The following is a 23,145-nucleotide window of genomic DNA, read 5'->3' as shown; positions in this document are numbered from 1 at the left end:
CCAGAAGAAATGATAATTGCGCCTATCCTTAAGGCCGCGTGTTCAAGTTCTAGTGAAACTGGGTTTTATGCTAGGCCTTACCCGCTGCTAATTCTTCTGGTGTAACGGTGTAATCAGTACAGCAAAACTCACATTTCACCTCAATTTTGCCGTTGGTGACGACAGTTTCAAGTTCTTCTTTTGACATGGCGCGCAAGACCGACCAGATCTTTTCAGAAGAACAGGAGCATTTATCGTTTATTGGTTGCGGTTCAAAGATGCGTAATCCTTGTTCGTGAAACAGATTAAACAGCAGCTTTTCAGCGCCAATTTGTGGGTCGGTCAGCTCGTGGTCTTTGATGGTTCCAAATAAGCTTTGCGCCTCTATCCATGCATTGTCTTCGTCTAATGGGTCGCGTGTGTCTTCACCATCGCCACCATGAAGGTCGCGGTGTTTTATGCGATCTTCAGATTCAGGCATGAACTGAATAAGCACGCCACCAGCGCGCCACGTTTCAACAAGTTTACCTGTCTCATCGGCTTCTGTTAATTCACCAACGCCAAGTCGAACATACGTCGGAATTTGTTCTGACTGCATGAAATATGAATGGGCGACTTCTTCAAGGCTGTTACCTTCAAGTGCGACCATGCCTTGATAACGCTGCATATAAGCGCCTTGATCAACAGTCATCGCTAGCACACCTTTGCCAAGAAGATGCTCAGGCTCTGTCATTCCGGCTTCAATGGCTGCTGCTAATCGCTCTTCGTCAAATCGAGCATGGGCGCGAATGTCGCCTGGGGTGCGAAAATCGACAACGAGCAGTGTTACGGGGCCATCGGTTTGGGTTTGAACAATGAATTGGCCGTCAAATTTTAGGCTGGTGCCAAGCAGAACGGTGAGCGTCACCATTTCGCACAGCAATCTGGCAACTGGCTCTGGGTATTCATGGCGGCGGATGATGCCATCAAGGGCAACACCCAATTTTACAGCGCGGCCTCGTGTATCAAGGTCCTCAACAGCAAACGGCAACACAGCATCATCACCTGCAGGTGTGATCTGGTTAAAATCAATGCTCTTATCGCTCAAAGAACTCATGGGTTTATTCCATGCACCATTTTAAAATCGACTTTTGTGCGTGCAATCGGTTTTCTGCTTCATCGAAAACAACAGATTGCGGACCGTCCATGACGGATGCTGTTACTTCTTCTTCGCGGTGTGCTGGTAGGCAATGCATGAAGATTGCATCGTCTTTGGCTGCTGCCATCAGCTCATCGTTTACTTGATACGGCATGAGTAGATTATGACGACGATATTTTTGATTGTCCCCCATGGAAACAAATGTATCCGTGATCACACAATCCGCACCTTTCACAGCCTCATAAGGGTCACTGGTAAGCTCAAGCTTCGCACCTTCGCTTTCCGCCCATTTAAGGATCGCATCTGTTGGCTTCAGTTCTTGTGGCGTTGCGACTGCCAGCGTGAAATCAAAACGTGCGGCGGCATGAACGAAGGAGGAAAGCACATTATTGCCATCACCAGACCACGCAAGCTTCTTGCCTTTGATCGGGCCGCAATGCTCTTCAAAGGTCATAATGTCAGTCATGATTTGGCATGGATGGCTATCGTCTGTCAGGCCGTTGATGACCGGCACAGTGGCCGCTTCCGACAATTCGATCAGCCGACTATGATCGGTGGTGCGGATCATGATCGCATCCACATAGCGAGACATTACTTTTGCCGTGTCTGCAATGCTCTCTCCGCGACCTAGCTGAAGTTCGGCGCCGGATAGATAAAGCGTTTCCCCACCAAGCTCACGCATTCCAACATCAAAGGAAATACGGGTTCTGGTAGAAGGTTTATCAAAGATCATAGCGAGCATTTTGCCAGCAAGCGGTTGGTAGCTCATGCGACCAGACTTCGTGCGCTCATCTTTAATGGAGCGCGCATCATCAATGATGGCGCGTAGTGTCTTGGAACTATGATCTTTCAAATCCAAAAAATGACGAGGATTGGTCATGTCGACTCTCGGTTCTTGCATAAATAAAGTTAGATTATTGAGCGGATTGCGCGGCTCGAATTTCTGAACAGGCTTTTTCTAAGCTTTGAACAGCAATGTCGAGTTCTTCGGCGGTCGTTGTAAGTGGCGGCAGAAGCCGGACTACGTCGGTGCCTGCTGGTACCATCAATAGATTGTTGTTGCGTGCACTTGCAATAACATCTGAATTGGGAATGCGGGTTTTAAGGCCGAGCAAAAGTCCTTCACCGCGAACTTCTTCAAAGATATCTGAATTGGTGTCGATCAAAGCTGCAAGCTTTTGTTTGAGCACCAAGCTCTTTTGTTTGACCTCATCAAGGAAGCCGTCTTCTAACATCACATTGAGAACAGCGAGACCAACAGCCATGCCAAGCGGGTTGCCACCATAAGTAGAGCCGTGAACGCCAGGTCCAATGCCTGTGGAAGCTTCTTCTGTTGCTAAACACACGCCGAGCGGGAAGCCGCCACCGATGCCTTTTGCAACGGCCATGATATCTGGTGTAATGCCTGCGGCTTCATGGGCAAACAAAGTGCCAGTGCGTCCGGCCCCACATTGCACTTCATCAAAAATCAGCAAGAGGCCATGTTCGTCGCATAATTCCCGTAAGCCACGTAAGCATTGCGATGGAACGGGACGGATGCCACCTTCACCTTGAATAGGCTCGACAAGGATTGCGGCAGTCTTATCTGTGATGGCAGCTTTCAACGCGTCATGGTCGCCAAAGGGAACTTGGTCAAAGCCATCCATGTTAGGCCCGAAGCCTTCCATGTATTTGTCTTTGCCACCTGCGGCGATTGTACCAAGGGTTCTGCCGTGGAATGCTCCTTCAATCGTAATGATCCGATTGCGGTCCGTGTCGCCCTTGAGCCAGTGATAGCGCCGTGCCGTTTTAATTGCGCATTCCATCGCCTCTGCGCCAGAATTTGCCATAAAGGCGCGGTCAGCAAAGGTTGCTGCACAAAGGCGTTCAGCAAACGCGCTTTGTTCTGGAATTTCATAAAGGTTTGACAGATGCCAAATGCCGTCAGCTTGAGTTTTAAGTGCTTCCACAAGTTTTGGATGGCTGTGACCCAGTGAATTCACGGCAATGCCTGACGCATAATCCAGATATCGCTCACCCTTGTCAGACGTCAACCAGCTGCCTTCGCCGGATACGAATTTGAGGGGGATACGATTATAAGACTGAAAAAGCGCGTTAGATGACATTGTACTGTGCTTGTGGGTTGCCCGTATGACGGTTGTTGCTTTGTTAAAACGAAAAAAGTCGCCTCGAAACGGCGACCCCTAAATTCTCTTGATGCTTATGTGCATTGCACAGGGATAATTGTCAAGATTTTCAGCATTTTGTGGCCAAACGACAGCTCAAATTTGATGGCGTAAACGACACTCTAAATTCAACTTATGGTTGTATTGCTAAAAAAAGACTCGTTTTGATTCGTAGTAGTGTTTGTTCACTTGGGGACAAAGTAACTAATCGTTAACTTTTACGGTCTGAGCGTTTGCGGCGGATTCAGTCGTTTGATTAAAGTAGAAATAGAAAAGCACGACAAGTGCGGCAGTCCTGAAATGTAAGGCCACTTAGACAGTTTGATAAAAGTATCAGCTGTGAATGGTAAGGGATTCTGCCAATTTTTTGAGAGGGATGTTATGTCTTGGACTGATGAGCGGGTAGACGTTTTAAAGAAACTCTGGATGGATGGCTTGAGCGCCAGCCAAATCGCGCTTGAACTTGGGGGCGTCACAAGGAACGCCGTGATTGGTAAAGTGCACAGACTTGGTTTGTCTGGCCGTGGTAAAACCACATCAACCGCAAGTCGTAGTCGTCCGCAGCGTGCGCCTAATGCATCGTCACGACCGAGGGGGCAATCAGGTGGCAGTGTTGGTAATGCGGCGCTCAAAATGTCGCCGGACCAAGCCGCTGAGCCAGCGCCGCGTCCGCAGCGTTTTGAAGAATTGGTGATCCCAATTAGTGAGCGCGCTAATATTATGGACCTGACAGAGCACACATGTCGCTGGCCAATTGGTGACCCGACAGAGAGTGAATTCCATTTTTGTGGTCGTAAATCAGATGAAGGCGTTCCTTATTGTGGGCATCATCGCCGGATCGCCTATCAACCTGCTGCTGACAGAGGGCGTCGTAAGGCGGCTGGCTAGCACGGTTTTATAAGTTGAAATTTAAAAGGCCCAGCAACTGCTGGGCCTTTTTCGTTTAATGTGTGCTTTTTTATAGGTGGGATTAGCTATCTACTTCTGACAACCAACCCGCCATTGCGCCACCGATTTCATCGGGGCTATCTTCTTGAATGAAATGGCTGCCTGCAACTTGTACTTCGGTAACATTCGGCCATGAGCGACACAAATCACGGAGCTTCCCGCGTAAAATAGCGCCAGGTGAGGCGTCAACGAACAACTTGGGTATCTCGGTTTTAGCAAGCCATGCGGCATAATCTTCGACAATCTTGGTGACGTCTTCAGGATCGCCCTCAATTGGAATTTGGCGCGGCCATGTGAGTGTTGGGCGACGGTTTTCGCCTTTGTCTTTGAAAGGACGACGATAAACCTCCATTTCTTCGTCCGTTAGTTTGCGCAAGATGGAACCTGGCAAAACGGCTTCGATGAAGATGTTTTTTTCTAACACCATGTCTTCGCCCGCCTCAGAGCGGAAGCCTTGAAAGACGGCGCGGGCTTCTTCGGGCCAATCATCCCAACTTGGAACGGGTGCAACGATGCCTTCCATAAAGCAAATGCCTTTAACGCGTTCGCTGTTGCGACGTGCCCAATCAAAGCCCAGCGCGGACCCCCAATCATGGATACAAAGATAAATCGGGCCTTCAGGCAAAACCGCATTAATGAAACCATCAAGATAGCGGCGATGTTCAACAAAACGGTAGCTCTCAGCATTGGGGTTATCGAGCTTATCACTATCACCCATGCCGATTAGGTCTGGCGCGATGGCGTAATAGTCATCAGCCACATGAGGCATAACATTGCGCCATAGATAGCTGGAGGTTGGGTTGCCATGCAGAAACAATATCGGCGTGTTGTCAGCTTCTCCTAAGGCGACATAGGCCATTTTCTTACCCTCGACGGATACGAATGATTTTTCATGTTCTTTGGTTGAGAGTGCCATTTATATCTCCGATTTGATTTGTTAGTGAGCCTAGCGAAAATTATTCAAAAGCACAGCTAAATGTCTGTTCATATAATTGTGTCAGTTTGTTCGAGGCGAGTTTTGCCACAATAACAGGGCGTTTTTATCCCGTTTCCTAACGTTGACTACGATCGGTAACATCATCGTTTAATTGACAGCAGGGCTTGGAGCGGGCATAGAGTGCGCCATCGAATTTTAGATGGAAATGTCATGCGCTTTTTAGTTGCAATGAAGACAACAAAAACGGTTTCAACGACGGCGTTCACAGCGTCTTCAAAGCCGTGCGCGTTTATGACTGCCACATCAAAGACGAAAACCACCAAGACAACCTAACACCCCCTTCTGACCCGACCTCTCTCCGGCGATGAAGCTGGGGATCAACGCTTCATGCCATAAGGCAAAGCGCGGTTGGGAGAGGTGATAAAAGGAACGAAGACAATGGGTTTTAAAATTGCCATCGCAGGCGCAACTGGTAACGTTGGCCGTGAAATGCTCGATATTTTGCACGAACGCGGCTTTCCAGCTGACGAAGTCGTGCCACTTGCTTCACGTCGTAGCTTGGGAACGGAAGTTTCATACGGTGATAAATCACTGAAAGTGAAAGCGTTGGAAAATTACGATTTTTCTGACACGGACATTTGTTTGATGTCTGCGGGCGGTTCTATTTCTAAAGAATATGCACCAAAGATTGGCGCGCAGGGCTGTGTTGTTATCGATAACTCATCTGCCTTCCGCTATGACCCTGATGTGCCGTTGATCGTGCCTGAAGTAAACGCAGATGATGCAGCAGGCTTTACAAAGCGCAATATTATCGCAAATCCAAACTGTTCAACCGCTCAACTTGTTGTGGCGCTAAAGCCATTGCATGACAAAGCGAAGATCAAGCGCGTTGTGGTTTCAACATACCAATCTGTTTCTGGCGCTGGCAAAAAGGGTGGCGATGAACTCTTCACTCAGTCTCGTGCTGTATTCGTGTCGGACCCAATCGAGAACGAGACATTCACCAAGCGCATCGCGTTTAACGTGATCCCGCATATTGATGTGTTCTTGGATGATGGCTTCACGAAAGAAGAGTGGAAAATGGTCGCTGAGACCAAGAAGATGCTCGACCCAAAAATCAAACTCACCGCCACTTGTGTGCGCGTGCCTGTTTTTGTTGGTCACGCTGAAGCTGTTAACATTGAGTTTGAAGAAGAACTAACTGCAGATGATGCACGTGCAATCTTGCGGGAAGCGCCGGGCTGTTTGGTAATTGATAAGCGCGAAGATGGCGGTTACATCACTCCTTATGAAGCAACGGGCGAAGATGCGACTTATATCTCTCGTATCCGCGAAGATTCAACCGTCGAGAACGGTCTTGCTATGTGGGTGGTTTCAGACAACCTTCGCAAAGGTGCAGCGCTTAACACGGTTCAAATTGCAGAAGTGCTTGTTAATCGCGGCTTGATCCAGCCAAAGGCAAAAGCTGCTTAAAGCTTTATCCAATACGACATTAAAAATGCCTCGGTTTTGCCGGGGCATTTTTTTGTGCAAAATGGGGCGATGGAGGAGCGCACAATGTCATTAGGTCAAACGATACGCCTTAAATCTGGTTTGGATATGCCCGCTTTTGGCTATGGCACTTGGAAGATGGGCGAGATCGCCGCTAATGAGGCAGACGAGATTGCAACCATCCATCAGGCCTTGGAGCGCGGCGTTTGCCATTTTGATACGGCAGAAATGTACGGTGATGGTTCGACTGAATTGTTGCTTGGTAAAGCACTCACAGCAGCTGATCGTTCAAACCTGTTTCTCACCTCCAAATTTTATCCGTTTAATGCAAGCAAACAAGCGATGATGAATTCCTGCGAGGATAGTCTTGAACGCATGGGGACGAGCTATATCGATCTCTACCTGCTCCATTGGCCAGGGGCGACGGCGTTTGAAGAAACGCTGGAAGGTGCGCATCAATTGTTGAAGCAGGGTAAAATCCGCGCGTTTGGGGTGAGCAATTTCAGCTTTCAAGAACTGGGTGACTTGATCGATGGAGGACTTAGCGATCTCATAGATGTCAATCAAGTGATGTATAATCCGGCAAGGCGCGGTATTGAGTTTGATCTTTTGCCTTTGATGCAGCTCCACACGATCGCTTGTGTTGCCTATACGCCGATAGAACCGGCCTTGCTGGGGCGTAATGGCGCGTTTGCTGAGCTTGCACAATCGCTCAATTTTTCACCCGCTGAACTCGCGCTTTCATGGCATATGACGAGCGGGCGAGCTGTCCCGATACCGAAATGCTCGAAGCCTCACCATTTAGATGGATTGCTGCGCGCTGCACAAACAACGTTAGACACTGAAGTAATGTCGGCAATTGACGGCATGTTTCCGCCGCCGAGCCATGCAGCACCGCTTGATCTTTTATAGCAGGAGAATAAAGACGGACTATCTAAGCCGCATTGCCCGGACGTTTTGCAGGTGTTGGGGTATTGGGTGCGGATATTCCCGTTGATCCGGCGTCTGTTGAGCCAGTTTGGGCGCCGCCATTTGCTGGGGCGGAGCCGTCGGGATTAAAGCCAAGGGCCACCAGTTGCTTTTGAATGCCGATCAGACGGCGCTTCATATGCGAACTATAAGCAAGGCCACGATCTTTGAATTTATCAATGCGGGCTTCTTCAATTTCTAACCGTGATATCAACTCAGCATGACGACGGTCTTTGTCGGTGAAAAATCGAGCAGCAATTTTATTCTCAATGGCTTTGTCCTGATTGATCTTTGTATCAACCGCAAGCTTCAAGTTTTTAGGCACTTCATAGGCTGGACAAGCATTTTTAGCATTGAACTTACCGCCGTCTGTCGCCTTCGCGTTAAACACATAACCGCGATTGCAACTATCTACTTTTGGCGCAACACCTGTCAGTTCAAAATGTTCATAGCCACGTTTAAGTGTCCGCCAAAATGGCATGCTTTCATCGTTTTGGAAGATCGCCATATTTTCAGCAGACATCCGGAACGGGAAGGCGTGGACTTGAAAGGCTTTTTGTCCGCCTAAGAAAGCTTCGCGAGCCAATGCGTAAATCTCTTCGATTTGCGCGTCTTCCATTGAGTAACAACCAGCCGATGAACAAGCGCCATGCACCATCAAGAAGGAACCGGTGCGGTTATGGGAACGATCATAGGAATTAGGAAAACCGAGATTGAACGCGAGGTGGAACGAAGAGTTTGGGTTCATCAAACCGGGTGTGACGCGGTAAAACCCTTCCGGCGCTTGTCGGTCGCCTTCTTTGAACTTAGGACCGAGGTCGCCAGACCACGCGCATATTTCGTAAGTCTTCAAAAGAGCGTATTTGCCAGAAGATTTTCTTTTCCAAACTTCCAGCTCGGCTTCTTTTTTGAAAATACGGATGAAGATGCCGTCGCGCTCTCCAACGTTAATATCGGCCATCTTGGCTTTTAAATAAGAAGGTATTGGCGTGTTTTCTTTTTCGAAATCGCCACCATAACAGGCTGATAAAAGAGCCGCACTTGCCAACAAACCTGCGCCTGTTAACAGGCGGCGAGCCTTGCGAGATGCTTTATGAAAAGCGTTCACAGATAGGGCGGTTTTAGCGCTGGAATTTCTATTTAATTCGACCAAGACCTGTCCCTTAGACAACCAAAAAATCACCTGCATTATTGCAACGCATCATTACTGATAGCTTACCAAAGGCCATGCCAGCAGCATATTTCATGTATTTCTAGCATAAACACGCCGATTTTGTGATAAATGCTCTGTGAACAGCATTTGTTATTGAACGATATGAAAATGGCGACACCTTTTGATGTCGCCATTGGTCTTTTTAATAAGAAATAATGCTTAGTACATTGTGAAAATGCGCGAAGGACCGCCAGTGCCACCTTTGTGTTTTGGTGCGCCCACAACTAATGTTCCGCCTACTGCTGGCACTTCGTCGAGATTTGCGAGGTTTTCAATGCCCCAGCGATTGGTTGGTAGCCAAGCATAATGGGTTTTGAAGTCAGCTGAGATGCCATGATCCAGTGAGAGGGTATCAGAGGCGATACCAACGGCGGTGGATTCTTCAAGCAGCATTTTTGTGGCTTCAATGTGGAACCCAGGGAAGTGCAATTTGCCATCCCCATCTGGATTGCGGAACTTGTCCGATGTCACAAGCTTGTCCCAGCCTGAATTCATTGCGACACAGCATTTTTCTGGCAATGGACCATTTTTGGCGATCCATGCTTTGATGTCGTCAGGTGTTACTTCGGCGTCTGCATTGTCTTGTGCTCTCGTCTTTATATCGATAACGGCAAGTGGCACGATGAGATTGTCGACTGGAATCTCATCGACGGAAAGGCCATCTGCGGAGAAGTGCAGCGGGGCATCCATATGAGTTCCGGTATGCTCATTCACATTCATTTCAAACAGATTGAAACCGTTTTCCTTGAAGTTGAATTTTTGATCCATGCTGATACCAGGCGCCCCGAAATAAGTCGGGAACTGATCTGAAACAGTGTGGGTCATGTCTGCAATTTTTGATGGCGTTGCAGCCATTGCTGGCGCATTAGCAACTGTTGTAAGCGCTCCTGCACTGGCTGCTGCTGCAAATCCTGCTTTGAACAAATCGCGGCGGTTCAACATGCGTTGTTTGACGCTTTCTACGACACAATGATGGCACATTTTTCTTTCCCCAAAATCAAATTATCTAAAATTGAGACTGGTGAATTGACGGCTAGTGCAGACCAAAAACCAGTCCCGCGCACCTAAGCCTACACACATAATAGCAATTGAATCCACTCGTAGCGTGGTCACGAAGGGTTGAGTTGGTGAAATTTGGTTGTGTAATTGTTAGTTAAACAAGCAAAATAAGCCAGAGCATGGCTTTTCGCTAAGGAAGTATTTTTCTGATCCCGCGTGCAACGGAGCAATCAAATTTGTTCTGGAAATTTCGTTTTCAATTTTCTCAGCAGCAGGGTGCAGCGCCTTTAGGAAGGTCAAGTTTTCATAAAGTGTGCGGGTAAGATGCAGTGCGTCTTCTCTTGGAAAAGAGCTAAGGCTAACAAGGAAATTTTTCTGCCCGACTGTTTGTACTGGACTGGTCTGATTAGGATAAGTGTTAGCCTCAATCGTGACACGGTTCCAGATTGGGATTTCGTCATCGTTGAGTTTTGATAAATGCTCGTCTGAAATATTCAGCAATACAGCTTCATTGTCTCTATTGAAGAAAGCATCTTTGATTGTATGGTCGCCCGAATGAGAAAACAGGGCTAATCCGTTGATGACATCGTTGGCAAAAGCATCAACCGTTTCACGGGGGTCGAGGTTGGGCAGGCTAAACAATTTGTCGTGGATCAAGCCATTTTTGCGGAAAAGAAGTTTTGCAGCATCGTGGGAGAGAGAACCTGCTTGACCAAATGATATCGCTTGGCTGGTTAACGACCTGAAGTCTTCTAAGTCATCTTTTCGCACAAAGTTTCCGCGTATGATCAAATGCGCGTTTGCTTCCCATAGGGTGGCCAATGACCTTAGTTGTCTGGCGTTTTTGTATTGATCAAATGGGGGTTTCTTTGTGATTGCTGCCAATAGGGTTGATGCATCAACGAAGGCAACATCTGCTTTGCCGGTCAATAAGGCATGCATATTGTCGGTAGGGCCGCGACTTCCTTGGACCTTTAGCAGAAGATTATCTGATTCAGATCGTTTCAATTTGATGAGTGTTGCAAGGGCAACGCCAACCGGATGGTAGTTGCTTGAAGAACTTCCGGTGTAAAAATTATAAGTAACGTCGGCGCGAGCAGGACTGTTGGTGCTTATAAAACCTAGGAATAACACAGCGATGAGGGCCATAAAGGCAAAACGGCGCACTTGGTCACTCTGTCTAGTAACTGCATCGTGAGTAAGACTTTGATTTTCAAGTGTGAGGAAGCTATTTATCATTTGCCACGACGTTCGATTCTACTTAACAAAACTGGTGTCAGTCTCGTGCTACTAAACGATTATCGCCCACAAATATTAATTGACCACTTATTCGACCGAAAAAAGGCCGATTTTAAATGCTAAAGTTGTTCTTAGTACCCTTTGTTGCGCTAAGCCTTTTTGTAACCAGTGGTTTATCGGCCCAAGCTGGCCCGTTCATTTTGGTTGATTTGAATTCAGAAAAAGTGCTAGCCGCTGACCGCCCGACGGACCCTTGGTATCCTGCTTCTATAACCAAATTGATGACACTTTATGTGGCGGTTGAAGCCATTCGTAATGGTGAGCTGTCGCTTACATCTACGTTGAAGATGTCAAGAAATGCATCGCGTGCTCAGCCGAGCAAAATGGGTTTCAAAGTTGGAACACAGGTTACAATGGCCAATGCATTCCAAATGCTGATTGTTAAATCTGCCAATGACATAGCCGTGGCCATTGCAGAGCGCGTTTCAGGGTCTGTGCCAGCTTTTGCCAAACGTATGACCGCAACCGCGCGCCGGATTGGTATGACAGGTAGTAATTTCGTCAATCCACATGGGCTCCCAAATAAATCGCAATATGTAACCGCGCGGGACATGGCTGTTTTGGCTGCCGCTTTCCATCGTAATTTCCCGGAAGTGATGCCGATTTTTAAGTTGGCAGCTATTCGTTTTGGCAAAAGTAATCTGCGTTCCCACAATTTGTTGGTTGAGCATTATCGCGGTGCGACGGGCATGAAAACTGGGTTTATATGTTCTGGTGGTTTGACCATGGTGGGCTCTGCTAAACGGGGCGGCAAGAACTTGCTGGTTGTTATTTTGGGCGAGCTTTCTTCTATTGACCGTGCTGAAAAAGCAGCCTTGGTCTTAGAGCGCGGTTTTGGGGGTTCTTTTAGCAAAAGTCGCGGGGCACTTGCTTCTTATAAGCCACGGCCAACGCGCAGCTCACCTGTTGATATTCGTCCGCATGTTTGCGGTGGACACCGTAAAATTAGACAGTTTCAGATCGTAGCGCCGCAACCGCGCCCAAAGAAGGGCATCTTTAAACGCTCAAAATACACGTCACCGCAGCGTAAAAACTTTGGTCCAAACCTCGGTGATAAATCCCATCCGCAAGGCGCGCTCATTGGTGTGCCTGGGCGTCGTAAATCTCGGTCTCATATTTTGCAACCACGCCGCGAAGGCGCTATTTCTCGGGTTTATGCGGGCCCACACCGTCCTGATGTGAAGGTTCCTTTTACGGTGAACGTTAGTAAGAAGGCGCGCAAGCAATTAGCAAAGGTGCAAAAGCAAGAAGCGTTAAGAGCAGAAGCGAATGCGACGCCAGCATTTGGAATTCCTTTGCCGCGCCAAAATCCTCTGGTTGCGGGACGTCAAAGCCGTGCAACGCCTGTAACCACACCGGCAGCACCAACGGACCTTCGTCCTGCTGTTCGATCATCAGCCAGCGCATTTGCAAATGCGTCTAATGGGGCTGCTGCCGTCAAGCCTGCGAGCGCTGCTAGCTCATTGCATCAATAGGATTTTTGGTGGTTTTAGATAAGCCCTTAACGGTCAGCATCATCACCGGCTTTTTGGGGGCTGGTAAAACCACTTTGTTAAACCGTCTTCTTGTGTCGCCTGACATGGCGAACGCGGCAGTGATCATTAATGAATTTGGTGATGTGTCGCTGGATCATCTGCTGGTTGAAAGTGGTGATGATGATATCATAGAGCTTTCTAGCGGATGTCTTTGCTGCACGATACGGGGCGAATTGGTTGAGACCTTGGAGCGTCTGCTTGATCGCCCAGATGCAAATCGATTGACATCTATCGTGATTGAAACCACAGGCCTTGCAGACCCAGTGCCGGTTATGCAGGCGGTGATGGCTCACCCTTTGCTCTCTCAGCGCCTTTCGCTTGGTTCTGTCGTGACGCTGATTGATGCGGTCAATGGTGTAACGACGCTTGAGCACTATGAAGAAGCCCGCAAACAAGTGGCTGTCGCTGATCAATTGTTGATTTCGAAGATCGATATGGCAACGGATACAACAGCGCTCAAATCTGTAATTTTCCAACTTAACCCCAACATCACGCCAATCAACGTTGTCGATGTTTCTGAGGCTGAACTGGTTGAGCAGTTGAGTACGGGTCTTTTTGAAATAGGTGAGAAGGCTGACATTGTTCAGGCATGGTTTGGTGAAAATGATCACCATCATGATCACCATCACCATGATCAAAATCGCCATGGAGAGACCATCCGCTCCTTTTCACTGGTGCGTGAAAGGCCAATCGAACATGAAGCGTTGAGAGCGTTTCTTGATTTGCTGGCGGCCCAGCATGGTCCTAAACTGTTACGGGTTAAGGGTCTGATCCATGTGGTTGAACATAGCGAACAACCCGTTTTAATTCACGGCGTTCAATCCATATTCCATCCGCCTCGAGTTTTGGATAAGTGGCCGAGCGCTGAACGTGTGACGAAGATTGTTTTCATCGCAGATGGTTTGGACGAAAGCTTTATCCAACGGCTTTTTGATGGATTTAGCGGAACGCCCCAGATTGATCAGGCAGATAGCGCTGCCATGATGGACAACCCGCTTGCAATTTCAGGGTATTCAAAATCCAGACAATCTTAATCAGTTGGCGCAAGAAGTCTTAAACTTTGGCTGATAGCCTGATATTTCCCCTGATGGAGTTGCGTTATGTCAGTATCAGTAGATGCGGTTGCAAGTTTTGTATCCGCAAGAGGAAATGTTGAAGCAGGTCAAGCAGTAGCGGCTCGTATTGCCGAAATTGACACCCAAACGGCTGTTAGTCTTATTCAATCCTTGCAAGGAAGCAGAGATGCACTTGCTGTGGCAGCTGCTGAAATTGCGGCCCCACCGCTTGATGGCACAGGCTCGCTTGTTGATCGCTCTGTATAGGGGCAATTCAACTTAACAAGGTTCATTGACGTTGCGCGCGCGCCATTTCAAATCATCAATGGTGTAGCTTTGCCGCGGGGCGGTTGTTGGGCAATCGAAATAATTAGGATCAGTTTGCAAACACCCTTGTTGGCACAATAGGGTTGAGATGCGTTGACTGCTGTCGTTGAACCAGACCCGTCCACCGGGCGTGGAAATATAGCCATTTACCCGTTGTTTAAAATCATGTTTCAAATCTGAAATTGACGGTACTTCTGTATCCGCGCGACGGTTGAAAGCACCGTGGGTGTGATAGGTCGCAATGGTTTTAAAGCGCCAAGGCTTTCGCTTCAGTCGACACCCATTAATATCACCCTGCCGCGCTGCCGTGGCTGTCAGAACGCCGTCTTTGTTCAAGCCGATCAACCCGCAATATTCACGATCGTTTTGAAAAGACGCCCCTTGAAAGGCGTTTAGTTGGGCCATAGCGAACGCATGTATTTCAGGCTCGCTATAGCGACGCTGTTGCGCATCAGTTGGGATTGGAGCGCTTGTGACGATGACAAGCAGAGAGAAGGCAATAAGTGATTTGTGAAAAATGCGCTTCAATTGAAAACCCGAGTTTATGTTTTCCCGCCTAACGTCTTAATTGAAACCTCTACCAGATTCTTCGCGTCATCTGATCCCCAATGTGCAATGCCCGCCAATACACCTTGTACACAGCCTTTCGGATCAACAATCATTGTTGTTGGCAGGCCAAAAACAAGACCTTTTGAACGGAAGTTTTGGAATGATTTATTGGCAGGGTCGAGATAGAGGTTGAGCGATGTTGCCTTGATGCTTTCAAGGAATTTTTGTGGTTTTTCGCCACCATTTCTATCGACATTGAGAGCGAAGACTTCAAAATCGTCGTTGCCGTATTCTTTTTGAATATTGGCAAGGTCTGGCATTTCCTCGCGGCATGGTCCGCACCATGTGGCCCATAGGTTCAAAACCAACACCTTGTTGAGGTCTGTAAATTGTTTTGCAGAGCCGTCGGGCATTTGAAAGCCGATATCTGTTAGTGGTACGGGCTTGTCTGCAATGCGCATGGCGGCTAAATCACCGACTGCGGCTGCGTCCAAAGCGGCGCGTTGAGCCTCACTCATTTGGCAGGCAGCTTGTGCTTCGGCTAATTTTGTCTCACCTGAAGCATTGCCATCAAAGCCACCATTCACGTATACGGTGACCACGCCAACGCCCACACCTAAAATGAGGGCGAGTGCAAAGAAAATTAATCCGCGTTTTTTTGGCTGATCAGCCATAGGGCATTCCTTCAAGTTTTACGTTTCGAGGTCGCACATGACACAAAAGAGTTCAGGTAACAAGATGTGGGGCGGTCGGTTCGCGAAAGGCCCTGATGCTATCATGGAAGAAATCAACGCGTCCATCGACTTTGACCAGAAATTAGCTGCCCAAGATATTCGCGGCTCAAAAGCCCACTGTTCTATGTTGGTGCATTGCGGCATAATTTCCAAGGAAGATGGTGATAAAATTGTCGAAGGACTAAACACAATCTCGTCAGAAATCGAGAATGGCGAATTTGCGTTTTCCCGTGCCCTTGAAGATATTCATATGAATGTGGAATCGCGGCTGCGCGATTTGATCGGTGATGCAGCAGGTAGATTGCACACAGCCCGCTCGCGTAACGACCAAGTCGCGACTGATTTTAAACTTTGGGTGCGTGATACAATTGATGTGATTGACGGTCAGTTGCGTGATTTGCAGTTGGCCTTTGTTGGCGTGGCCAAAGAGAATACCGCGAGCGTTATGCCCGGCTTTACGCATTTGCAAACGGCGCAACCCGTGACACTTGGTCATCATATGATGGCTTATGTCGAAATGATTGGCCGTGATCGTGGCCGCTTTCAAGACGCGCGCAAGCGATTGAATGAATGCCCACTTGGTAGTGCTGCCCTTGCTGGCACGCCATTCCCGATTGATCGCCACCGCACGGCAGAAGCGCTTGGTTTTGACCGTCCAACAGCGAATTCGCTTGATGGTGTATCAGACCGCGATTTTGCACTCGAAGCCTTGGGTGCTGCCTCTATTACATCAATCCACTTGTCTCGCTTTGCCGAAGAATTGGTGATTTGGTGTTCTGCCCAATTTGGTTTTGTCACCTTGTCAGATGCGTTTTCGACAGGTTCATCGATTATGCCGCAAAAGCGTAATCCTGATGCTGCCGAGTTGGTGCGCGCTAAAGCAGGTCGCATTATTGGTGCGATGAACGCGCTGATGATCGTAATGAAGGGCCTACCGCTCGCCTATTCTAAAGACATGCAAGAAGATAAAGAGCAAACCTTTGATGCTCTCGAAAACCTGTCTCTCGTGATTGCTGCAATGACTGGCATGGTTGGTGATATGAAGCCGAACCTAGAAAAATTGGGCGAGGCAGCCGGACATGGATATTCCACCGCCACTGATCTTGCTGATTGGTTGGTGCGTGAGTTGGGTCTGCCTTTCCGTGACGCGCACCATGTAACGGGCGCGATTGTTGCCCTAGCTGAGGGTGAAGGCGTAGGGCTTGATGGTCTCACGTTAGAGCAGATGCAAACTGTTGAACCGCGTTTGACTGATGGCATATTTGATGTGCTGACAGTTGAAAAATCAGTGGCTAGTCGCAAAGCATTTGGGGGCACGTCGCCTGAAAATGTTGCTCGTGAAGCAAAGCGTTGGAGTGAAACGCTTGACCAAGAGGCAAAAAAAGCCGAATAAATTTAATATGTTTTCGACAACAGGGTCTGAGATGGATCACGTATTGCTAAAATCTGGATTTAAATCTGGTGTTGTGTGTTTGGCTGCAGCCACCTTTCTAGTTGGGTGTGGCTTGAAACCAAGCCTCAATGAACTGAAGGTTCCCGACAAAGGCAACAATGTAGCACTTGAAAAGCCCACTGTTGCGGAAACCATTGATGGGCAAGCCGATGGGCAAGAGCCTATTTCCAAAAGCAAAGAAAAACGCGGCTTTCTCTTAGATTTCCTGCTTTAGCAACAAGACCACAGTCTCATGCATCATTTCAGTTATAAAAATGGCGTTTTACACGCCGAAGACGTGCCCTTGCCAGCTATTGCTGCAGCTGTTGGAACACCGTTTTATTGTTATTCTACAGCCACATTCGAGCGCCATTATAAAGTGTTTAAAAGCGCGTTTGATGGGCTTGATACGGTTGTTTGTTATGCCATGAAGGCAAACTCCAATCAGGCTGTATTGACCACGCTTGCAAAACTTGGCTGTGGTGCAGATGTTGTGTCGATTGGTGAGCTTACCCGTGCGTTGAAAGCGGGCATACCACCTGAGAAAATCATGTTTTCTGGCGTTGGCAAAACAGACGAAGAACTGAGTGCGGCGGTGAACGCTGGCATTTTGTGCATCAATGTCGAATCTGAGCCTGAACTTCATGCGCTAAGCCGTGTTGCAAGTGAGCTGGGGAAAGAAGCCCATGTTTCCTTCCGTATCAATCCTGATGTTGATGCGAAGACCCATGCGAAAATTTCGACAGGAAAATCTGAAAATAAGTTCGGTATTCCGTGGAAGGATGCTGAGCGAATTTACACTTTGGCCAAAGAGCTTCCAGGTGTGAAGGCAACAGGCATTGATATGCATATTGGTAGCCAAATCACGGACCTACAGCCGTTTGATGATGCTTTTGCTTTGCTTGCCCAATTGATCAAGACGTTGCGGGCAAATGGCCATACGATTGACCATGTGGATGTTGGTGGTGGGCTTGGTATTCCCTACAAGCAAGACAACACGCCGCCGCCTGAGCCAAGTGCTTACGCGAAAATTGTGCGGTCGCATATTGATGAGCTTGATTGTCAGGTTGTTTTTGAGCCAGGCCGATTGATTGCTGGCAATGCTGGCATTTTGGTTGGTGAGGTAATCTACGTCAAAGAAGGTGAGGGCAAAACCTTCGTGATTGGCAATGCAGCGATGAACGATCTCATTCGGCCAACGCTCTATGAGGCCTATCATGATGTGATGCCAGTCGCAGAACCGTCACAAAATGCTGAATGGATTGAGGCGGATATTGTTGGGCCGGTCTGTGAAACGGGTGATTATCTAGCACTTGGCCGCAACATGCCAAAACCTGAGGCTGGTGATTTGTTTGCGGTGATGTCAGCAGGCGCTTATGGGGCCGTGCAAGCAGGCACCTACAATACGCGCCCACTTATTCCTGAGGTGATGGTCAACGGTGACCAGTTCCATGTGATCAGGCCCCGCCTTACGGCGGAGCAAATCATTGCGCAGGATAGTTTGCCAGACTGGTTATAGAGCCTGGTTATAGAGCCTGAGTTAAACGGCGGCGACGCGGTTTAGGAACGTCTTCACTTCATTGCGCAGATCAGCCGTTTTTGTTGACATTTCTTCAGATGCTTCACGCACAGTATTTGCGGCGGTGTTGGTGCTGTGGGCAGCCTCTCCAACCTTATAAACATCAGCTGCAACGCTTTCAGATGCCTGATTTGCGTGATTTGCATTCTGGTTGATTTCCATTGTGACTTGGTTTTGATTTTCCAAAACTTCAGTGATTTGTACGGCGTGTTCTTTCGCTTCTGTCATGGTTCCAGAAATACTGCGCATTTTCTCAACCACATTTGACGTGCGCGATTGAATATCACCAACACCTTGGCCAATACGCTCTGTTGCAGTCGCCGTTTGGCTGGCAAGTGCTTTTACTTCGCTTGCAACAACCGCGAATCCACGGCCAGCCTCGCCTGCGCGTGCGGCTTCAATCGTGGCATTCAGTGCCAAGAGATTGGTTTGTTCTGCAATGTCTTTAATGAGAGAAACGATCTCGCTAATGGAACCCGCACTTTCAGAAAGCAAAGCGATGTCATCATTAGCGGTTGCTGCTTGCTCAGTTGCCTGTTCCACAATCGCGGTTACTTCGCTGGCTTGATGATTGATGGACCGGATTGATTGTTCCATTTTCTCAGCAGAGTTTGCGACGAACTTAATGTTTTTAGATGAATTCAAAGATGATTCATTCACATTGCTAACAAGTTCGCTGGTTCCATGTGCGGCATCAAAAAGCGTTGAAGAACTATCTTTCATACGCTCAACGCCGCCTTCAACAGCCAGCAACATTGTTTCACTGGTGGCTTGGAAATCGGCAACGATGGCGTCTACCTGTTTCTTGCGTGTTTCTGCGGCTTCTGAACGGGCGACTTTCTCGTCTTTGCGCATTTGTTGAACCACAGCATCGCGGAAGTAACCAACAGCGCGGGCGATTTGTCCAATTTCACATTTATAATTGGCAACCTGAAGTTCACCCATGATTGCGTGATCGTCAGATGTCTGCACCATTGCACGAATATCCTCGTCCAAGGTCGAAATCTTAGATACGATGACTTTGTAAGTGCGAGCAGAAAACAAAATGCCTGCTAATATTAGGATAATAACACCCAATGCTGCCAATGTGAGCTTCGTCTTTAGCGTGTCTGCTTGAGCGGTCTTCCGAGTGATCAAGCGTTGGGATAACTCTTTGTTGAGCGCATCGATTACGGTAAGGAAAGCATCATAATGTGTATTAAGTGGTTTGATTTTTAGGTCAGTTCCACTTTCGGCTGCTCCAAGTGAGACAGAAAACTTACCAGCTGCCCCTTGATATTTACCGTTTGTTTTTCGAAACGTCTCGGATATGGACTCTAAATTTTTGTCCATTGAAATGTTGAATAGTTCAAAATCGGTGCGGGTCGCTTTTGATAGATTGTCACCTATCACTTTGAACTGGCCTGCGTGGATCAAGAACATCATGCGATCAAATGGGTTGAGCTTCGTCTTCTTTTGAACTTTGCGACCGCTATTGATCATGGTCTGTAGGCGGGATGTAAGGAGCGGCACGGAGATTGCGGTGGATTCTGCTAAGAACATATCTCCGCGATCGGTCGTTTCCATCAATTGCGCGGTATTAAGTACACATTTTGAAAAATCAGCGATCTTTCCAGTGCTCACTTGGTAAAGCGCTTTTACAGGCGTACCTTTTTTGCCTTTACCGGCATTGGTGAAACAAATTGAAAAAGCAGGATAAGCTTCAGCTGTAATATCTGAAAATCCAGAAACATCTTCACCGCGCGCTTTTGCAAGTGTCAGCGGCCAGGTTTTTTTCAAGAGTGCCGTACCCGTTTTATGGGTATTGATGACGGCGAGTTCACCCAAGACATTCGTACTAAAATAAGCACCAAATGCTAGCATTGTGATAATTAAAGCCGCCGCAAGGGCCATTAAGTTTGTTTTGATCGATGATTTTTTCACAGTGAAGACTCTATTTATAAATTAACTAATTAAACTGGAAGGCTATTTTCTTGATTCTAATCACGTATTTTATTAATTGGATTAGAAATTATGCTAATTATTATTTAACGCTCTGATAACGATAATATTATCTTGAATTTTATTAATAATCACATAATGCGCGGAAAAATTTATTGAGTTTCGCAGACTAAGTGAACATCAAGTGGTTGTGAGTAAAAATCTAAGCCTAGCTATCGCTATGCCGTGATTTTGCCTTATAATAACGATCAATATTGAATACTATGAACGGTACCTCATCACCTTTGGATTAGTATGGACCATAAAGCGATAACCTCTCAATCTACGAAGTATCATGTAAGCCGTGTTATTAGGCGTGCGCGATTGGTTGTGATGTGGGAAGCTATTTGGCCGTCCATTTTTGCGCTTTTATTGATTGTTGGAACCTATGTTGCGCTCTCTTGGCTTGGGCTTTGGGCGCATACATCGAACTGGATGCGCGTTTGCGCAATGGTCGGCTTTGGTCTCATGAGCCTTTATGTGGTTGTGAAACTTATTCGCACGACATTCCCAGGTAATGAGCAAGTTGTTGATCGTATTGAGCATGTTTCTGGTATCGACCACCGTCCACTAACGGCGACACTGGATAAGCTGGGTAATGAAAACTCAAGCAATGCTGCGCAAGACACTCTTTGGCAGGCACATAAGAAGCGTATTTTTGATAAACTAAATGCGCTGCGATCAGGTTTCCCAAAGTCTCAAATCTCTTCGCTTGACCCTTATGGATTGCGGGTCTTGGTTGTGCTTGGTTTGTTTGTGGGTTTCAATGTTGCTGGTTCTGACCGTATTGCGCGTTTGACTGATATTGCTGATTTTGCCGGAACCAAGGCGAATATTGCAACACGCCTCGATGCGTGGGTGACGCCGCCGCGCTATACGGGAAAGCCACCGATTTTTCTGACAAATGATGCTTTTGATGCTGATGGCGAGCCTCTGGTTGTGCCAGCAGGAAGTGAAATCACCATTCGCTCTGTCAATTCTGACACTACAAATGTTGTCTTCAAACAATCGGTGCCTAATGGCGAAGATGGCGTTGAGACGATCATCTCGCCAGAAGCAGATGCTGAAAATAGCGATGTGGCTTCTCGCCCTGTCTCCAGCGCTCAACTTGATTATGCGATGACGTTAGAAGCTGATGGCATTTTGTCGGTTGCAACTGCGTCTAAAACCCTTGCATGGACCTTCACTGTTTTACCTGATACCGCGCCGGAGATTTCTTTGTCTGAAGCGCCAGAAGTTCAACGCTCAGGTGCGTTGCAGGTGGTTGCTCTCATCAAAGACGATTACGGCGTTAATCGCGCGGTTGCCGAGTTTGCGCCGGTTGCTGATGGCGTTGGCTCTGATGAGGATGCACACCCACTTTATGAAGCGCCACAATTCCCGCTTTCTCTTAATCGTGGTCGTGTCGTTGACGGCAAATCGAAGACAATACGTTCAATTGTTGATCACCCTTGGGCGGGTGCTGAAATGGTTATGATATTGCGGGCATTTGATCAGTTGGGTCAGCAGGGGAGCAGCGAGCCTGTCAAAATCTCACTGCCACTGCGTCGGTTTGTTGATCCTTTGGCGCGTGCGGTCATTGAGCAGCGCCGCAATTTAGCAATGGACGCAAATTATGCGCCTATTCTGGTTGATGTAATTGATGTGATCACGCTGCGCGCTGAGCAATTTGAAAATAAATATGCAGCCTTTATTTCGCTGGCGGCGATCCGTCGGGGTATCCTCGATGCTCGCGATGATGATGCGCTTCGTCAAGTCGTCGATGATTTATGGGATTTGGCCATTGGCTTAGAAGATGGCGATCTATCTGAGGCAGAACGCAACTTGCGCGATGCGCTAGAGGCACTGCGTGAAGGTATTGAAAATGGCGCAAGCGAAGAAGAACTTGCTCGCTTAATGGCCGATGCGCGACAAGCTTTGCAAGAGTTTATGCAAGCGCTCGCTGAACAAGCAGAACGCAATGCGGATACGGCGCAAAATCAACCCAACAGCGATCCATCGCAGGCGTTACGTCCTCAAGACCTGCAAGATATGTTGGACCGCATTCAAGAGCTAGCCGAGACCGGCTCGCGCGATGCTGCCCAGCAAATGTTGTCACAATTGCAGCAAATGATGGAAAACTTGCAAGCTCAGCAAAACCAGCAAAATCAGCAGGGCCAAAGCCAAGCCCAACAAATGTTGAACGAGCTGGGTGAAATGATCCGTCGTCAACAGCAACTTCGCGATCAAACCTTTCGTGAGCGTAATCAAGGTCAACAGGGTGAACAAGGTCCGCAACGCGGCCAACCGGGTGATCGTGGAGAGCAACAAGGCCAACAGCGCGGTGAAGGTGAAGGGCAATCTGGCCAAAGCCTTCAAGACGGCCAACAATCACTGGCGGATCAATTGCAGCAGCTTTTGGATCGTCTGGGCCAAAATGGTTCTGAAAATGGCAATCAACTGGGACAAGCACAACGCTCTATGGAGGGTGCTGCTCAACAGCTTGGACAGGGTCAACTTGGAGAGGCTGGTGGCAGTCAATCTGAAGCACTTAGCCAGCTTCGTCGTGGCGCTCAAGGCTTAGCTGAGCAAATGGCAGGGCAGGGCGAAGGGCAAGGCGATCATAATTTAGCACGTGGCGAACGCGGCACCGACCCACTGGGCCGCCGTGAAGGCCGTGCCGGTGCTGACTTTGGTGATGATGTGGAAGTGCCTGACGAAATTGATACGCAACGCGCACGCCAAATTCTGGATCAAATCCGCCAGCGTCTGGGTGAAAGTTTGCGACCAAAGATTGAACTAGAATATTTGGAGCGGCTTTTACAAAGCCAGTAAGC

Annotated in this window: 20 protein-coding genes; 10 read left to right on the top strand and 10 right to left on the bottom strand. The window is 48.0% G+C overall.

Annotated features, from left to right (window positions below):
- Nucleotides 1-70: 70 nt before the first annotated feature.
- Genes ABJO30_06585 through ABJO30_06575 form a run of 3 tightly spaced genes read right to left on the bottom strand, consistent with a single transcriptional unit; the run spans nucleotide 71 to nucleotide 3,222 of the window.
- Nucleotides 71-1,075: an Hsp33 family molecular chaperone gene (locus ABJO30_06585; GenBank protein MEP3232477.1), complete on the bottom strand. Its 1,005-nt coding sequence runs from the start codon at nucleotides 1,073-1,075 to the stop codon at nucleotides 71-73.
- A gap of 4 nt (nucleotides 1,076-1,079) precedes the next feature.
- Complete coding sequence (gene argF / locus ABJO30_06580) at nucleotides 1,080-1,997, bottom strand: ornithine carbamoyltransferase (GenBank protein ID MEP3232476.1); 918 nt, start codon at nucleotides 1,995-1,997, stop codon at nucleotides 1,080-1,082.
- A gap of 34 nt (nucleotides 1,998-2,031) precedes the next feature.
- Entirely contained in the window at nucleotides 2,032-3,222 is a 1,191-nt protein-coding gene (locus tag ABJO30_06575) for an aspartate aminotransferase family protein (GenBank protein MEP3232475.1), read from the bottom strand.
- A 441-nt stretch (nucleotides 3,223-3,663) separates the two neighbouring features.
- On the opposite strand from ABJO30_06575, the gene ABJO30_06570 reads away from it, so the two are divergent.
- Nucleotides 3,664-4,170, top strand: a complete 507-nt coding sequence (locus ABJO30_06570; GenBank protein ID MEP3232474.1) for a GcrA family cell cycle regulator — start codon at nucleotides 3,664-3,666, stop codon at nucleotides 4,168-4,170.
- Nucleotides 4,171-4,252: 82 nt separating this feature from the next.
- On the opposite strand, the gene ABJO30_06565 is transcribed toward ABJO30_06570, so the two are convergent.
- Nucleotides 4,253-5,146, bottom strand: coding sequence for a haloalkane dehalogenase (locus tag ABJO30_06565; GenBank protein ID MEP3232473.1), 894 nt, complete (start codon nucleotides 5,144-5,146; stop codon nucleotides 4,253-4,255).
- 459 nt (nucleotides 5,147-5,605) lie between these two features.
- Here ABJO30_06565 and ABJO30_06560 point away from each other — a divergent pair, with 459 nt between their 5' ends.
- Together ABJO30_06560 and ABJO30_06555 are read left to right on the top strand one after the other, a co-directional pair.
- Complete coding sequence (locus ABJO30_06560; GenBank protein ID MEP3232472.1) at nucleotides 5,606-6,640, top strand: aspartate-semialdehyde dehydrogenase; 1,035 nt, start codon at nucleotides 5,606-5,608, stop codon at nucleotides 6,638-6,640.
- Between the two features lie 84 nt (nucleotides 6,641-6,724).
- Nucleotides 6,725-7,570, top strand: coding sequence for an aldo/keto reductase (locus tag ABJO30_06555; GenBank protein MEP3232471.1), 846 nt, complete (start codon nucleotides 6,725-6,727; stop codon nucleotides 7,568-7,570).
- A gap of 22 nt (nucleotides 7,571-7,592) precedes the next feature.
- Here ABJO30_06555 and ABJO30_06550 read toward each other — a convergent pair whose 3' ends face one another.
- From ABJO30_06550 to ABJO30_06540, 3 genes are all read right to left on the bottom strand, one after another.
- Nucleotides 7,593-8,798, bottom strand: a complete 1,206-nt coding sequence (locus tag ABJO30_06550) for a murein L,D-transpeptidase family protein (protein ID MEP3232470.1) — start codon at nucleotides 8,796-8,798, stop codon at nucleotides 7,593-7,595.
- 201 nt (nucleotides 8,799-8,999) lie between these two features.
- Complete coding sequence (locus ABJO30_06545; protein ID MEP3232469.1) at nucleotides 9,000-9,821, bottom strand: cyclase family protein; 822 nt, start codon at nucleotides 9,819-9,821, stop codon at nucleotides 9,000-9,002.
- A gap of 168 nt (nucleotides 9,822-9,989) precedes the next feature.
- Nucleotides 9,990-11,078, bottom strand: coding sequence for a TAXI family TRAP transporter solute-binding subunit (locus ABJO30_06540; protein ID MEP3232468.1), 1,089 nt, complete (start codon nucleotides 11,076-11,078; stop codon nucleotides 9,990-9,992).
- Between the two features lie 116 nt (nucleotides 11,079-11,194).
- On the opposite strand from ABJO30_06540, the gene ABJO30_06535 reads away from it, so the two are divergent.
- The 3 genes from ABJO30_06535 to ABJO30_06525 all read left to right on the top strand — a co-directional run bounded on the left by ABJO30_06535 (nucleotide 11,195) and on the right by ABJO30_06525 (nucleotide 13,995).
- Nucleotides 11,195-12,613: a D-alanyl-D-alanine carboxypeptidase family protein gene (locus ABJO30_06535; GenBank protein MEP3232467.1), complete on the top strand. Its 1,419-nt coding sequence runs from the start codon at nucleotides 11,195-11,197 to the stop codon at nucleotides 12,611-12,613.
- A 5-nt stretch (nucleotides 12,614-12,618) separates the two neighbouring features.
- Nucleotides 12,619-13,707, top strand: a complete 1,089-nt coding sequence (locus tag ABJO30_06530; protein ID MEP3232466.1) for a GTP-binding protein — start codon at nucleotides 12,619-12,621, stop codon at nucleotides 13,705-13,707.
- Between the two features lie 66 nt (nucleotides 13,708-13,773).
- A complete protein-coding gene (locus ABJO30_06525) occupies nucleotides 13,774-13,995 on the top strand; it encodes a hypothetical protein (protein MEP3232465.1) in 222 nt (73 codons plus the stop codon).
- Nucleotides 13,996-14,007: 12 nt separating this feature from the next.
- On the opposite strand, the gene ABJO30_06520 is transcribed toward ABJO30_06525, so the two are convergent.
- Complete coding sequence (locus tag ABJO30_06520) at nucleotides 14,008-14,583, bottom strand: DUF4329 domain-containing protein (GenBank protein ID MEP3232464.1); 576 nt, start codon at nucleotides 14,581-14,583, stop codon at nucleotides 14,008-14,010.
- A 14-nt stretch (nucleotides 14,584-14,597) separates the two neighbouring features.
- Complete coding sequence (locus tag ABJO30_06515; protein MEP3232463.1) at nucleotides 14,598-15,278, bottom strand: TlpA disulfide reductase family protein; 681 nt, start codon at nucleotides 15,276-15,278, stop codon at nucleotides 14,598-14,600.
- Between the two features lie 37 nt (nucleotides 15,279-15,315).
- Between ABJO30_06515 and argH the strand changes: the two genes are divergently transcribed.
- From argH to lysA, 3 genes are read left to right on the top strand one after another with little or no spacing between them, the layout of a single operon-like run.
- Complete coding sequence (gene argH, locus ABJO30_06510) at nucleotides 15,316-16,731, top strand: argininosuccinate lyase (GenBank protein ID MEP3232462.1); 1,416 nt, start codon at nucleotides 15,316-15,318, stop codon at nucleotides 16,729-16,731.
- Nucleotides 16,732-16,738: 7 nt separating this feature from the next.
- Nucleotides 16,739-17,005 carry a hypothetical protein gene (locus ABJO30_06505; protein ID MEP3232461.1) on the top strand — a complete coding sequence of 89 codons (267 nt, stop codon included), beginning with the start codon at nucleotides 16,739-16,741 and terminating at the stop codon, nucleotides 17,003-17,005.
- Between the two features lie 18 nt (nucleotides 17,006-17,023).
- On the top strand, nucleotides 17,024-18,289 hold the full coding sequence (gene lysA / locus ABJO30_06500; protein ID MEP3232460.1) for a diaminopimelate decarboxylase: 1,266 nt from the start codon (nucleotides 17,024-17,026) through the stop codon (nucleotides 18,287-18,289).
- Between the two features lie 21 nt (nucleotides 18,290-18,310).
- On the opposite strand, the gene ABJO30_06495 is transcribed toward lysA, so the two are convergent.
- Complete coding sequence (locus ABJO30_06495; protein MEP3232459.1) at nucleotides 18,311-20,272, bottom strand: methyl-accepting chemotaxis protein; 1,962 nt, start codon at nucleotides 20,270-20,272, stop codon at nucleotides 18,311-18,313.
- A 312-nt stretch (nucleotides 20,273-20,584) separates the two neighbouring features.
- Here ABJO30_06495 and ABJO30_06490 point away from each other — a divergent pair, with 312 nt between their 5' ends.
- Nucleotides 20,585-23,143: a TIGR02302 family protein gene (locus ABJO30_06490; GenBank protein MEP3232458.1), complete on the top strand. Its 2,559-nt coding sequence runs from the start codon at nucleotides 20,585-20,587 to the stop codon at nucleotides 23,141-23,143.
- The last annotated feature ends 2 nt before the right edge of the window (nucleotides 23,144-23,145 follow it).

Source organism: Hyphomicrobiales bacterium, assembly GCA_039973685.1.
Classification (GTDB): domain Bacteria; phylum Pseudomonadota; class Alphaproteobacteria; order Rhizobiales; family JACESI01; genus JACESI01.
The sequence above is the reverse complement of the archived record's forward strand: the minus strand, read 5'-3'. Positions and strand labels throughout refer to the sequence as shown.